Source organism: Aeromonas sp. Lyrl_2 (assembly GCF_051948815.1).
GTDB classification, from domain to species: Bacteria; Pseudomonadota; Gammaproteobacteria; order Enterobacterales; family Aeromonadaceae; genus Aeromonas; species Aeromonas veronii.
In genome coordinates this window covers 189,407-202,774 of sequence record NZ_JAYJLJ010000005.1, presented here as the reverse complement: position 1 = coordinate 202,774, position 13,368 = coordinate 189,407, and the positions used below count along the sequence as shown (strand labels likewise).

General features: G+C 62.4%; 5 protein-coding genes and 2 pseudogenes. 5 read left to right on the top strand and 2 right to left on the bottom strand.

What is annotated here, in order from left to right; all coding sequences use genetic code 11:
- The first annotated feature begins 119 nt into the window (after positions 1–119).
- Both VF684_RS06425 and VF684_RS06420 read left to right on the top strand, forming a co-directional pair.
- On the top strand, positions 120–1,736 hold the full coding sequence (locus VF684_RS06425) for a phosphoethanolamine transferase (RefSeq protein WP_201912471.1): 1,617 nt from the start codon (positions 120–122) through the stop codon (positions 1,734–1,736).
- A gap of 104 nt (positions 1,737–1,840) precedes the next feature.
- A pseudogene (locus VF684_RS06420) lies at positions 1,841–2,617 on the top strand (IS5 family transposase).
- A 52-nt stretch (positions 2,618–2,669) separates the two neighbouring features.
- On the opposite strand, the gene VF684_RS06415 reads toward VF684_RS06420, so the two are convergent.
- Both VF684_RS06415 and VF684_RS06410 read right to left on the bottom strand, forming a co-directional pair.
- Positions 2,670–5,804 (bottom strand): multidrug efflux RND transporter permease subunit, encoded by a 3,135-nt coding sequence (locus VF684_RS06415; RefSeq protein ID WP_201997962.1) that lies wholly within the window; start codon positions 5,802–5,804, stop codon positions 2,670–2,672.
- Between the two features lie 15 nt (positions 5,805–5,819).
- A pseudogene (locus VF684_RS06410) lies at positions 5,820–6,975 on the bottom strand (efflux RND transporter periplasmic adaptor subunit).
- Positions 6,976–7,132: 157 nt separating this feature from the next.
- On the opposite strand from VF684_RS06410, the gene VF684_RS06405 reads away from it, so the two are divergent.
- The 3 genes from VF684_RS06405 to VF684_RS06395 all read left to right on the top strand — a co-directional run bounded on the left by VF684_RS06405 (position 7,133) and on the right by VF684_RS06395 (position 13,252).
- Positions 7,133–7,861, top strand: a complete 729-nt coding sequence (locus VF684_RS06405; RefSeq protein ID WP_058055860.1) for a response regulator — start codon at positions 7,133–7,135, stop codon at positions 7,859–7,861.
- Positions 7,858–8,943 carry an ATP-binding protein gene (locus tag VF684_RS06400; RefSeq protein WP_440173959.1) on the top strand — a complete coding sequence of 362 codons (1,086 nt, stop codon included), beginning with the start codon at positions 7,858–7,860 and terminating at the stop codon, positions 8,941–8,943. Before VF684_RS06405 ends, VF684_RS06400 begins: the two co-directional genes overlap by 4 nt.
- Before the next feature lie 433 nt (positions 8,944–9,376).
- Positions 9,377–13,252 (top strand): SNF2-related protein, encoded by a 3,876-nt coding sequence (locus VF684_RS06395; RefSeq protein WP_440173958.1) that lies wholly within the window; start codon positions 9,377–9,379, stop codon positions 13,250–13,252.
- The last annotated feature ends 116 nt before the right edge of the window (positions 13,253–13,368 follow it).

Genomic DNA, 13,368 nt, shown 5'->3' with positions numbered 1-13,368 from the left:
CACGAGCGCTGTGCTTCTCCTCTTAATTCGCGCTTAAGTTTTACTTCCTACGCTGGCCCCGTCGTTTTTGTTGGCTTGGCCGGCCCGCTGCACTGCAGGCCGGTATGTAGGAGTTGTTTATGCGTGTAACTCTCGGTGTACTGCAGACCAATCTGTTGCTGGTACTCTTTTTCGCCCTGGTACTGAATTGGCCAATCTTTTTGCATTTCTATACGGTGCTCAGCGCCCTGACCCATGTCAAAGCCGGATTTGCCATCTCGATCCCGCTGGTGCTGATCGCGGCGCTCAATGCCGTGTTTATTCCCTTCACGTTCCGGTTTGTGCTCAAGCCCTTTTTTACCGTGCTCATTCTGACTGGCTCCATCGTCAGCTACGCCATGCTCAAATACGGCGTCATCTTTGATGCAGGCATGATCCAGAACATAGTGGAGACCAACAGTGGTGAGGCGGGGGCCTATTTGAATGGCTCAGTTGCACTCTGGTTTCTGCTGACCGGGCTGTTGCCTGTTCTGGTGCTCTGGTCACTGCGGATCCGCTATCCGGCTCGCTGGTATCATGGGTTGGCGTTGCGGGCTGGTGCACTGGCTATCTCTCTGCTGTTTATCGGGGGCGTCGCGTCACTTTACTATCAGGATTACGCCTCGGTCGGGCGCAACAACAAGTCGCTGGCCAAAGAGATTGTGCCCGCCAACTATGTGCACGGCCTCTACAAATATGGGCGGGATGTGCTGTTTGCCACGCCGATCCCCTACCAGCATCTGGGGACAGATGCCAGGGTGGTGGCCCGGGGAAGCAAGCCGACTTTGATGTTCCTGGTGGTGGGGGAGACGGCGCGCAGCCAGAACTACTCCCTTAACGGGTATGGCAAGGCGACCAACAGCTTCACGGCCAAAGAGCAGGGGGTGGTGTCGTTCAGGGATGTGCGCTCCTGCGGTACAGCAACAGCCGTCTCGGTGCCCTGCATGTTCTCCAACCTCACGCGCCGCGGCTACGATGACCAGCTTGCCAGCTCCCGTGACGGCCTGCTCGATGTGCTGCAACATGCCGGAGTCTCGGTATTGTGGAAAGAGAACGATGGCGGCTGCAAAGGGGTGTGCCGCAATGTGCCGACCATCGAGATCCTCCCCAAATCCTATCCTGCGCTCTGTCAGGAGGAGTCTTGCTATGACGAGGTGCTGCTGGAGGGGCTGGATCAGCAGATTGCCGGCATGAAGGGCAACAAGTTGGTGGCTTTTCACCTGATGGGCAGCCATGGTCCGACCTATTTTCGTCGTTACCCTGCCAGCGAGCGCGTCTTTATGCCGGACTGCCCGCGCAGCGACATTGAAAACTGCAGCAACGAAGAGCTGGTCAACACCTATGACAACACCATCCGCTACACCGACAAGGTGGTGGGGCTACTGATCGACAAGCTCAAGTCGCTGGAGAGCCAGTACGATGTGGGACTGGTCTATCTCTCCGATCACGGCGAATCCCTTGGGGCCATGGGGCTCTATCTGCACGGCACACCATACAAGTTCGCGCCGGATGATCAGACCCGGGTGCCGCTGCTGACCTGGTTCTCGCCCCAGTTGCAGGCCGATCGCCAGCTGGATATGGGGTGCTTGGCGGCGGAGGCGAGCAGTCAGCGCTTCTCCCATGACAACCTCTTTCACTCCATGCTGGGGATCATGGATGTGCAGACGAGTGTTTACGACAACAAGCTGGATCTGTTCAAGCCATGTCGGGCGGGGTGAGATGAGATATTTACTGGCGTTGTTGCCCAAATCGATGCAGCTTGAAGGGAACTTACTGAGAGCTCGGTGATCTGATCACCACCATCCCCTTTGAAGTCTGCATCATGGGCACATCCCTTCATCCCATCACCAACTGGCCTAAATACAACAAGTCTTTGATTAACCGTGGTTCACTCACCTTCTGGGTTGATGCAGAGGCCATGCACAACTGGTTCCGCCACGGCCATCATGGGCGCCGGGGCCGCAGCCAGCTCTACACTGACCAGACCTTCTCTACCGTCCTGATGCTCAAGAGCATTTTCAACCTCTCCCTGCGGGCGACACAGGGCCTGCTCGACTCGCTGTTTGAGCTGATGAATGTGCCGCTGTGTGCCCCCGACTACAGTGTGTCAGCAAGCGCGCCAGTACCGTGGAGGTGGCATACCGCCAGCCACACAAGGGCAAGGTGATCGATTTGGTTATCGATTCCACCGCCTTGAAAGTGTTTGGCGAGGGTGAATGGAAAGTCAGACAGCATGGCCATGACAAGCGTCGGGTCTGGCGCAAATTGCATCTGGCGGTAGACCCGGCGATCCACGACATCGTGGCAGCCAGGGCATGTATTTCCGCCGCACAAGAATGCCGGTTTATGGGAAGAGGGGCACCCACGTAATGAAGCGGTTCTGGTGATGCGCAAGGAGGGGCTGACTCACTGGAAGCAGCAGTCCGGGTATCATCGGCGCTCATTGGCCGAGACGGCGATGTATAGGTTCAAACAATTGATGACGGGAAAAATCAGTCTACGTAACTACAACTGACAAGTGGGAGAGGTCATGGCCTACGAGTGTGCGATGAACAAACTGAATGCCCTTGGTTTGCCGGTTAGAGAACCCCAAGTGTAGCTATCACCTAGGGCTGGGGTAATGGCTGATTTGGGCAACAACGCCTCTGTAGTCATCGATTCGGATGAATGCGGTTGGATGCTCGTCGTGCCCGCCAGGCCTGAATGCGCGCCTGGGTTCCGATGACGAAGACGAAGAAGACCGGCACGAAGAAGATGGCCAGCAGGGTGCCGCTGATCATGCCGCCAAACACGCCGGTGCCGATGGCGTGCTGGGTCTCCGCGCTGGCGCCACTGGCGAGCATCAAGGGCACCACACCGAGAGTAAAGGCCAGCGACGTCATCAGAATGGGGCGCAGGCGCAGGCGGGCAGCAGTGACAGCCGCATCAAGCAGTGAGCGCCCTTCGCTGTGCAACTGGCGCGCAAACTCCACGATGAGGATGGCATTCTTGGCCGATAGACCGATGATGGTGATCATGCCTACTTTAAAGAAGACGTCGTTGGGCATGCCGCGCAGCATCACGGCCGCGACGGCACCGAGCAGGCCCAGCGGCACCACCAGCATCACCGAGAGCGGGATCGACCAGCTTTCATAGAGTGCCGCTAGCACCAGGAAGACCACCAGCGCCGACAGCAGCATCAGCAGGGGGGCCTGCTCGGCCGACTGGCACTCTTGCAACGACTGTCCCGTCCAGGCCAATGCGAAGCCTGGCGGCAATTGCGCTACCAGACGCTCCATCTCCGCCATCGCCGCTCCGCTGGAGATGCCGGGCGCTGCCCCTCCGGCAATACGCACGGCAGGAAAGCCATCGAAGCGCATCATCTGTTGCGGCGATTCGCGCCATTCCGGTGTCACCACCTCCCGCAAGGGGACCATGCCGCCGCTGGCATTGCGCACCCGCAGGCCGAGCACGTCATCAAGCTGCATGCGCGCCGACGCGTCGGCCTGCAGAATGACCTGCTGCATGTGCCCGCCGTTGAGGAAGTCGTTGACGTAGAGCGACCCCATTGCGGCCGACAGGGTGCTGCTTACGCTGGCGAACGAGAGTCCCATGGCTTCTGCCTTCTGTCGGTTGATCTCGAGGTGAATGCTCTCGCCGGGAGGCAGATTGTCGGGATACACATCACTGACTACCTGGCTTTTGGCGGCCAGTTCCAGCAGTTGGGCCTGAGCGGCCAGCAGCGCGGCTTCCCCCCGATTGGCCCTGTCTTGCAGGAACAGGGTGAAGCCGGAGGCGGTGCCCAGCTCGTCGATGGCGGGCGGCAGCAGGCTCATTACCGTGCCTTCAGGAATATTTGCCATAGCCGCTTGTGCCAGATCTGCCTCTTCGGCTGCCGTGGCACCATGGCGCTGATCCCAATCTTTGAGCATGGTGAAGGCCATGGCGGCATTGGGGCCTGCACCGGAGAAGCTGAAGCCCTGCACCACCAGGTTGGTGTCCAGCGCCTCGCGAGAGGCGACGTGAGCCTCGAAGGCCTTGACCACCTCAAGGGTGCGCTCGCTGGTGGCACCGGTCGGCAGCTGGATGGAGGTCATGAAGTAACCCTGATCCTCGTCCGGCAGGAAAGAGGAGGGCAGCTGGGTGGCGGCGATGGCCAGCACGGCGCAGAGGGCAAGGAAGGCCGCCATCATCCGTCCGCTGCGCCCGACCAGCCGGGTTACCCGCGCACTGTAGCCTGCCGTGAACCGCTCGAAACCCCGGTTGAAGGCACCGAAGAAGCCGCGCTTCTCATGATGATCCGGACTGACCGGACGCAGCAAGGTGGCGCAGAGCGCAGGCGTCAGGGTCAGGGCGAGGAAGGCCGAAATGAGGATCGACACCGCCATCGACAGGGTGAACTGCTGGTAGATGACCCCCACCGAGCCGCTGCCAAACGCCATGGGAAGGAACACCGCCGTGAGCACCAGGGTGATGCCGATCACCGCCCCGGTGATCTCCTTCATGGCCTGCGACGTCGCCTCCCGGGGCGACAGCCCCCAGGTGGCCATCAGGCGCTCGACGTTCTCCACCACCACGATGGCGTCGTCGACTATGATGCCGATGGCCAGCACCATGCCGAACATGGTGAGAGAGTTGATCGAAAAACCGGCCAGCAGCATCACCGCGAAGGTGCCAAGCAGAGCGATGGGGGCGACGATGGCCGGGATCAGGGTGTAGCGCAGGTTTTGCAGGAAGAGAAACATCACCAGAAACACCAGCACCATGGCTTCCAGCAGGGTGTGGAACACCTTTTCGATGGAGACCTTGACGAAAGGGGCCGAGTCAAACGGGATCGAATAGGTCATGCCCGCTGGCAGGGTAGGAGCGAGCTGGGCGAGACGGGTGCGCACCGCATCGGCGGTACGCACGGCGTTGGCGCCGGGGGAGAGCTGGATGGCGGCGCTGGTGGCGGCCACGCCGTTCTCCCGGTTGGAAAAGGCGTAGGATTGCGCCCCCAGCTCGACCCGGGCGACATCACCCAGAACCAGCTTGGCGCCATCACCACCGGCTCGCAGCACGATGGCGGCGAATGCCTCGGGGGTCGTCAGCTGCCCTTGAACCGTGAGGGGAACCGTCAGGCGCTGCCCCGGCAGGGCGGGTTCGTCACCGAGGCGCCCCGGTGCTATCTGGATGTTCTGCTGCTCGATGGCCTGTGCCACCTCGCTGATAGTCAGCCCGTAGGCGGCGAGTTTGGCCGGATCTACCCAGATGCGCATGGCCTGCTCGGCGCCGAACAGTTGCACTCGTCCTACCCCGTCGATGCGGCGCAGCTCCTGCACAATATTGCGTGCCATGTAGTCGTTGAGGGCAACCTCATCGAAGCGGCCATCCGGTGAGGTCATGCCGACCATCATCAGAAAGCCGGATGAGGCGGACTCCACCTGCAGGCCGGTTTGCCGCACCGCTTGTGGCAAGCGAGGCTCGACCGCCTTGATGCGGTTTTGCACGTCCATCTGGGCCAGCTCCGGATCGGTGCCCGGCTTGAAGGTGGCAGTGATCTGCGCGCTGCCCGAGGCGTCCACCGACGACTCGAAGTAGAGCAGGTTCTTCACTCCCGACAGCTCGCGTTCGATAAGGCTCACCACCGCATCATTCAGGGTCTGCGGCGTGGCGCCCGGATAGGTGGCATAGAGGGTCACCGACACCGGCGCCACCGAGGGATAGCGGGAGATGGGGAGCTTGGGGATGGCGATGACCCCTGCCAGCACGATGAACAGGGCGATCACCCAGGCAAACACTGGGCGATGGATAAAAAACTGCGGCATGGATAACTCTCCGATTCAGCGAATGCCGCTGTCAGCCGGTTGGCTGACGGTGGGTGGTTGCCAGGGGGAGGCAATGACCTGAACCCCCGGGGTCAGACGGTCGATCCCTTCGATCACCACCTGTTGCCCGGCACTGAGCCCGGACGCGATGCGGTACTGACTATTCACCAGTTCAGCGGTGTTGACCGGAACCAGCTGTGCCTGCCGCTGGCCATCCACCACCCACACGCTGGTCTGACCCGAGGTGCGAACTACCGCCTGCTGGGGCACGGTCAGGGCGTTGGCATAGCGGGCCCGGGGGATGCGCGCCTGCACATAGAGGCCGGGCAAAAGGCGTCGCTCAGGGTTATCCACCAGCACCCGCAGCAGCACGTCGCCGGTCCCGGCATCGACCTCTATGCCGGAGAAGAGGATGCGCCCCTGCATGCCCAGCGGCGTGCCATTGCTGCCGAGGACCTCCACCGCCAGTTCCGGTGCCGTTGAGCCAGCCTGCTGGCGCAGGGATTCCAGCACCGAGGCCGGTTGACGCACATCGACGTAGACCTGATCAATCTGCTGGATCCTGGCCATGGGGGTGGCATCGGTGGGCGACACCAGGGCCCCTTCACTCACCAGCGCCTGATCGATGCGTCCGGCGATGGGGGCCTCCACGCTGGCAAATTGCAGGTTCAGCTGGTGCCGGGCCAGGGTCGCCCTGGCCTGGGCCACATCGGCGGCCGCCTGATCCCGCTGGGAGATCGCATCGTCATAGGTCTGGCGGCTGATGGCGTCGGTGCGCAGCAGCGGCTTCAGGCGCTCAATCTGGATGCGGGCGCGGGCCAGCACGGCCTCGGCCCGTTGCAATGCGGCGGCGGCGCTGTCGACATCGGCCTTGAAGGGGGCCGGGTTTATCTGGAACAGCACTGTGCCTGCGCTGATCTCGGCGCCCTTCGAACAGGCGGCGCTGCACGATGCCGCTGATCTGGGCGCGAATGTCGGCGCTGCGCAGTGCCGCCACCCGGGCGGGCAGATCCTCGCTGATGACCAGCTCCCGACCAGTCAGAGTCAGCACCGACACCTGAGGAGGGGCGGGAGCCTCCTGCTCTTGCGGCGCGACATCGCAACCCGCCAACCCGAATGCGGCAATGACGGCGAGCAGGGCGCCCGCATACCGCTGTTTTACAAACCTCATCCACTCACCTCGTTAAACCGTCTCTCCGGTGTGATGTGACCGAAGAGTGCATCGAGCGGCCATTATGGCGAGGGGCTATTGCGAATGATTCGAGGCTTTGTGGAGAATCCATGGAGGCGATGATAAAGTTCAACGCCACCTTTTTTCGAGTCCGACTATGTCCCATCTCAATGCTCCCGCCAGCCCGGCGGGCCAGTCACTGGTACTGATTGCAGAGGATGAAGCCGAGATCGCCGACATCCTCGCCGCTTACCTGCAACGTCATGGCTTGCGCTCCCTGCACGCCGCCGATGGCCGTGAAGCGCTGGCCATGCATCAGGCATTCAAACCCGATCTCCTGCTGCTGGATGTGCAGATGCCGCAACTGGATGGCTGGCAGGTGCTCAGCGAGATCCGGGCGCGCGGCGATACGCCGGTGATCATGCTGACCGCCCTCGATCAGGATCTCGACAAGCTGATGGGGCTGCGCATGGGGGCGGATGACTATGTGGTCAAACCCTTCAATCCGGCCGAAGTGGTGGCGCGAGTGCAGGCCGTGCTCCGACGCACCCGAGCCGTAAAGCCTGCCACGGCGAACGTGCTGCGGGTCGGCCAGTTTCAGATCGATCTGGAGAGCCACGAGGCCAGCATTTTCCGCGATGACCAGCAGCAAGTGCTGGAGCTGACCCTGACCGAGTTCAAGTTGCTCGCCTCTTTGATGCGGGCGCCGAAACGGGCGTTCAGCCGCGCCGAACTGCTGACTCACTGCTTGCCGGAGGGGGATACCCAGGAGCGTACGGTGGATAGCCACATCAGCAAGTTGCGCAAAAAACTGGAGACACACGGCATTCAGGGGGTCCCCGCCAGTGTCTGGGGCGTTGGCTATCGCTTCGGGGGCGATGCATGAAATCGGCGCCCGGCCTTCGCAGGCAGATCATCCGCTCTCTGGGCTTGATGACGCTTGGTATCATCTCCCTCGCGGTGATCGGCACCTATGTGTTTTATGGCATCGCCGTGGCGTTTGTGCCGGGCAGCATCTCCGAGACCTGGGTGCCCTCCAGAGTCGAGATGATCTGGATCGGCTCCACCATTCTCATTGCATTGGGGATGGCGCTGTACGTGGCGGTGCGCCTCTCTCGCCGCATCCTGACTCCCCTCAACTCGGTGGCAACCAGCCTGCGCGAGGTGGCCGAGGGCAAACTCGATGCCCGCGTGCCGGAGGATGAGCAGGCGATCGGGGAGACGGCGCAACTGGTGCGCGACTTCAACGCCATGGCCGAGCGGCTGCAGAGCATGACCCGCGAGCGGGAGTTCTGGAATGCCGCCATCGCCCACGAATTGCGCACTCCGGTGACCATTTTGCGCGGCCGCTTGCAGGGGCTGGCCGAAGGGGTATTTCCTCCCAGCAGCGAACTCTTCGAGGGGTTGCTGCGTCAGGTGGAGGGGCTCAATCACCTGATCGAGGATTTGCGGGTATTGAGCCTCAACGACAGCGGCCATCTGGAGTTGCAGCGGACCGAGGTCAGGCTGGCCGACGAGCTTGCCGTGGTGCTTGAGGCGTTTGCCAGCCCTCTGGCGGCGAGCGGATTTGTGTTGCAGCGGGAGCTCGATAGCGAACTTCATGTCTGCTGCGATCTGTTTCGCATCCGTCAGGCTCTGATGGCGCTGTTGGAAAATGCCCAGAAGCACGCGCTGTCGGGGCTGCTGACCGTGCGGCTGTATCGCTCGGAGAGTGTGTGCGTCCTGAGTGTGGAAGATGAGGGACCTGGCATTAGCGAGGAGGTCGCCGCCTGTATCTTCGATGCGTTTCGTCGCGGAGATCCGTCACGCTCGCGCAAGAGCGGCGGCAGCGGACTTGGACTCGCCGTGGTCAAGGCGATTGCCGAGGCCCACGGCGGCAGCGCGGTGTGCCAAGCTACCGGGCGGGGAGGGAGCAGATTCGTGCTCTCCTGGCCCATCTCGGCCATGTCCGGTGGCCCTGAAATCTAGCCTAGGGGTGGCAGGTTCTGATGAAGCTATACAGCTGACAGCTGCCCGCACAAGGGCGTTCGACAAGCGACCGTTATAGGGTTTTCTACCGCTTGTGCCGGGTGAGCAGGAGGGGTTGGAACATGGCTCATTTGGCGCGAAATCACGGTTTTTTGCCGCTAAAAATTGAAACCGTTTTCAGAAATCCTTTTCAACTGTGATCCGCTTCAAAGCTTTTTCGGGCGCCAACCTCTAGCATTGGCTCCACGAATTAGGGGCTAGCGCTCCCGATTTTCCCGCTGTGGGAGGTAACCGGATGATCCGGCTATTTCCTTCGTTACTTTCGACGGTCATCATGGATGGCCGTTTTTTTTTGAGTTATTTCACGGTAAAGGGTCGAGCCGCTGGCGCTTTACCGTTAAAATTCCGCTTTTGCACTTGCCCGTGAGTCTTGATGTCTGCGTCCACCCTCTCTTCGGATAGTTATGCCCTGCTCGCCACCCTGCAATTGCAGCGCGTTGCCAGTACCCGTTTGCTGCAAGAACAACTGGCGATAGGCCATGCCCTGATCGATAAACTGGCTCGATTGCAGGATGCGGGGCTGGTCAGATTGCGCGGGGAGCAGCAGTGGAGCCTGACCGCCGAGGGAACGCTGGCGCTGATCCTGGGGGTGCGTGCCGGTCTCTGCCCGGCGCCTGACTGGAGCCGGGTGCCCTCATTGACCGGGCAGGATCTTACCCATGCGGTGGTGCGCGAGCTCTGCCGCGGCAAGGCGGGGGAGATCCCCACCTATTTCTCGGCCAGCGATCTGCTGACCCTGCTCGATACCCCGGACGCTCACCAGTTGCTGGCGGGCTCCAGCCCCGCCTGGCAGCAAATGTTGCTGGAGCACTTCTCGCTGCAACTCTTGCTTGATGCCCCCTATGAAGAGCGCTGGCCGTTGGCCAATGCGCTGGTGCGCTGCGCCTCCGAGGTACAGGCCCGGGCCAAAGCGTTCGAGGCGGAGTGGCGCTGGCTCTGCGGGGATGGCGAGAGCACATCGCCAACCGGCGAGGACAAGGATGCCGCCCCCGGCTGGCCAGCCCTGCAGGCGCTGGCCCAGCAGAGCCAGAGCGGCCCGCTTGGCGAGCGGCTGCTCACCGCACTGGGCCAGTGGCAGGCAACCGATGAGGGCGAGGCGGGCCAGTGGCCCCGTTCGTTCAGCGCCCTGCTCTGGCTTGGCTGGTTGCAGCAGGCCGATCCCGTCATCGCCAGCGAACAGCGCAAGAAGTGGCAGCGCAGCCTGACTGGCCAGTTCCCCCTGCTTGCCGACCTGCTCAGCCAGTGGGCGGGTGATCGCCACGGTCAGGCGGTTGGCCTGTTCGATACCCTGCAACTGCCGGTGGAGGAGCTCCACTGGGGCTATCTCTGGCTCGATCTCTGCGCGCTGGCCCGTCACGGTGCCCAGAGCCCGCAGGTGGCCATGTTGCACAAGTGGGATCTCTCTCATCTGCTCGATGCCGAGCCCCATCATCGCCTGATGGCCTTTTGTCAGGATCTGCTGCGTATCTTGTTGGGCGAGGCGGCCAAAGGGGCGCCCTTGTGCCAACTGCGCGGCAGTGAGGAGAGTGCGCAAGAGGGCAGTGACGAGCAGGATGATGACGGGGACGAGGATAAAACCGCGGCCTCTGCCAGCTGGCTCAACTGGTTGCAGGGGCTGGGACGCTCCAGTGGCGTGCGCAAGCCGCAGGAGCGGTTGGTGTGGCTGCTCCATGCCGAGGGGCCCGAGCTGGAGTGCAAGATCCAGAAGCTGAGTACCAAGGGGGAGTGGACCGCCGGTCGCCGGGTTGATCCGGCCCTGCTCTCTACCCAGTATGCCGCCATGCTCGACGAGCATGACTGGGCACTGGTTCGCACCCTGCCACGGGTGATGGGGCGACTGCCGCGGGATGTCTGGGCGCCGCTGGCCGATCACCCCCGCTTGTTCAACGCCAAGGGGCAGAAGCTGCAACTGGCCATCAGCGCCCCCCTGCTGCAGGTGGTGGCCACCGAACAGGGGATGAGCGCGCAGCTCTGCCCCGATGCGGCCGCCCGCGGGGCCCATATCATGCCGCTGGCGCAGGATCTGTGGCAGCTCATCCTCACCCCGCAGCCGCTGCTCGACCGCTTGCCAGCGCTCGAATCCATCCCGCTGCTGCCCGCCGAGGGGCTGGCCGAGCTGCAACGCACCCTGGACGCCATTCCCGAGTTGCCCTGGCACAGTCAGGTTGCGGGGCTTAGCGGCAACGCCGAACTGGCTCCCTGGCCGGGCATTCCTTCGGTGCAACTGGATTGGCAGGATGGTCAGCTGTCGGTCAAGCTGGTCACTCGCTTTGAGGATCTGCCGCCCCAGCCCCTTGGCAAGGGGGAGGCGATCGTACGGCAGGGGATCAAGGCGTACCACTACTGGCAGAGGGATCTCGGGGCCGAGAAGCTGCAGGCCCAGTTGCTGCGCAATCAATTGCCCATCGGCCTGCCCGGCAGCGAGTGGCTGCTGCAGGGGGAACAGGCGCTGGCGCTGGTCAATGCCCTGCCCGAGCTGGTGGATGCCGGTGTGGTCATTCACTGGCATCAGGACAGCGCTCGCCTCAAGAGCCTTGATGAAGCGGCTCTGAGCCTGCGCATCGAGCGGCGGCAGGACTGGTTCCAGGTCGAAGGGGCACTGGCCCTCGATGAGCACCAGATCCTCGATCTGCGCCTTATTTTGCGCCAGATGACCCCGGGGCAGCGCACCGTTCAGCTCGATGAGAAGACCAGCCTGATGCTGAGCGACAAGCTGGTGGAGCGGCTCACCATGCTGGGGGCCATGCTCGATGAAGAGCAGCGCATCAACAACAAACTGGCCTATCCCCTCACTCGCCTGCTCTCGGTCATTACCACCGAAGGGGATGCGGCGTGGCAATCCCTGCAGCAGGAGTGGCAGCAGGAGGTCGATTGCCCGGATGAGCTGCTTACCTCCCTGCGAGACTATCAGAAAGAGGGGGTGCGCTGGATGGCGACCCTGGCCCATCACGGTTTTGGTGCCTGTCTGGCCGATGACATGGGTCTAGGCAAGACGCTGCAGGCGCTTATCGTGCTGCGGATGCGCCAGCACCTTGGCCCTGCCCTGGTGGTGGTGCCCAAGTCAGTGGTCACCAACTGGCAGGAGGAGGTGAACCGTTTTGCCCCCGAGCTTGATGTGGTGGTGTTCGAGAACCCGGCCGAGCGGGAGGGGATGATTCGCGAGGCCAAGGCCGGTCAGGTGATCCTCATCAACTACGGCATGCTTGGCAGCCTGGCGGAGGCGCTCAAGTCCCGCCGATGGTCCAGCATGGTGCTCGATGAGGCGCAGCAGATCAAAAACGCCGGTACCCAGCGCGCCAAGCTGTTGTTCCAGCTCGACGGCGATTTTCGCCTCGCCCTCTCCGGCACCCCCATCGAGAACCATCTGGGAGAGCTGTGGAGCCTCTTTACCTTCATCAACCCGGGGCTGCTCGGCAGCCTTGGCGAGTTCAAGCGTCGCTTTGGCAAGGCGGTCAAGGATCCCCAGCACATGGCATTGCTGCGGGCGGTGATCAGCCCCTTTATCCTGCGTCGTCTCAAGCAGCAGGTGCTGACCGAGTTGCCGGACAAGACCGAGATCATTCACCACATCAGCCTCTCCCCCGAAGAGCGCCAGCTCTACGAGGCGACTCGGCGGGAAGTGGTGCAGCAGGTGCAAAGCGCCGATGGCCGCGCCCTGATGCATGTGCTGAGTGGCCTGACCCGGCTTCGCCGCCTCTGCTGCTCACCGGAGCTGGTGATGCCCGAGTGGTCACAGACCAGCAGCAAGCTGGATGAGGCGATGGCCCTGCTGGAAGAGGCGATCGACGGTGGTCATCGGGTGCTGGTGTTCAGCCAGTTCGTCGATCTGCTGAGCCTGTTGCGTGCCCGCATCGAGCAGAAATCCTGGGATTACTGCTATCTGGATGGGGGCTGCTCTGCCAAGTCCCGTCAGGACTCCATCCTGCGTTTTCGTCATGAGGAGGTGCCGCTGTTCCTCATCAGCCTCAAGGCGGGGGGGACCGGCCTCAACCTCACCCAGGCCGATACCGTGCTGCACCTCGATCCCTGGTGGAACCCGGCGGTGGAAGATCAGGCGAGCGATCGGGCGCACCGGATGGGCCAGACCCAGCCGGTGACCGTGTACCGGCTGGTGTGCGAGCAGACGGTGGAGGAGAAGATCGTCGCTCTGCACGACGAGAAGCGGGCGCTGGCCGATGGCCTGCTGAGTGGCCAGTCCGAGGTGCGCGGGCTGGATGTGGAGAGCCTGCGGGCCCTGCTGATGGGCTGATTGGCGACGCCACCTTTCATACCGCCTATCGAGACAGAAAAGGGGAGAACATCCAGAGATGTTCTCCCCTTTCTCGTTTGGGACGCAGATATGGGGTACTCGTTTATCGCGGCAAG

Bases quoted from the DNA above. Each gene is read 5' to 3' on its own strand.
- VF684_RS06415 (WP_201997962.1), bottom strand. From the start codon at position 5,804: ATGCCGCAGTTTTTTATCCATCGCCCAGTGTTTGCCTGGGTGATCGCC.
- VF684_RS06395 (WP_440173958.1), top strand. From the start codon at position 9,377: ATGTCTGCGTCCACCCTCTCTTCGGATAGTTATGCCCTGCTCGCCACC.
- VF684_RS06400 (WP_440173959.1), top strand. From the start codon at position 7,858: ATGAAATCGGCGCCCGGCCTTCGCAGGCAGATCATCCGCTCTCTGGGC.
- VF684_RS06405 (WP_058055860.1), top strand. From the start codon at position 7,133: ATGTCCCATCTCAATGCTCCCGCCAGCCCGGCGGGCCAGTCACTGGTA.
- VF684_RS06425 (WP_201912471.1), top strand. From the start codon at position 120: ATGCGTGTAACTCTCGGTGTACTGCAGACCAATCTGTTGCTGGTACTC.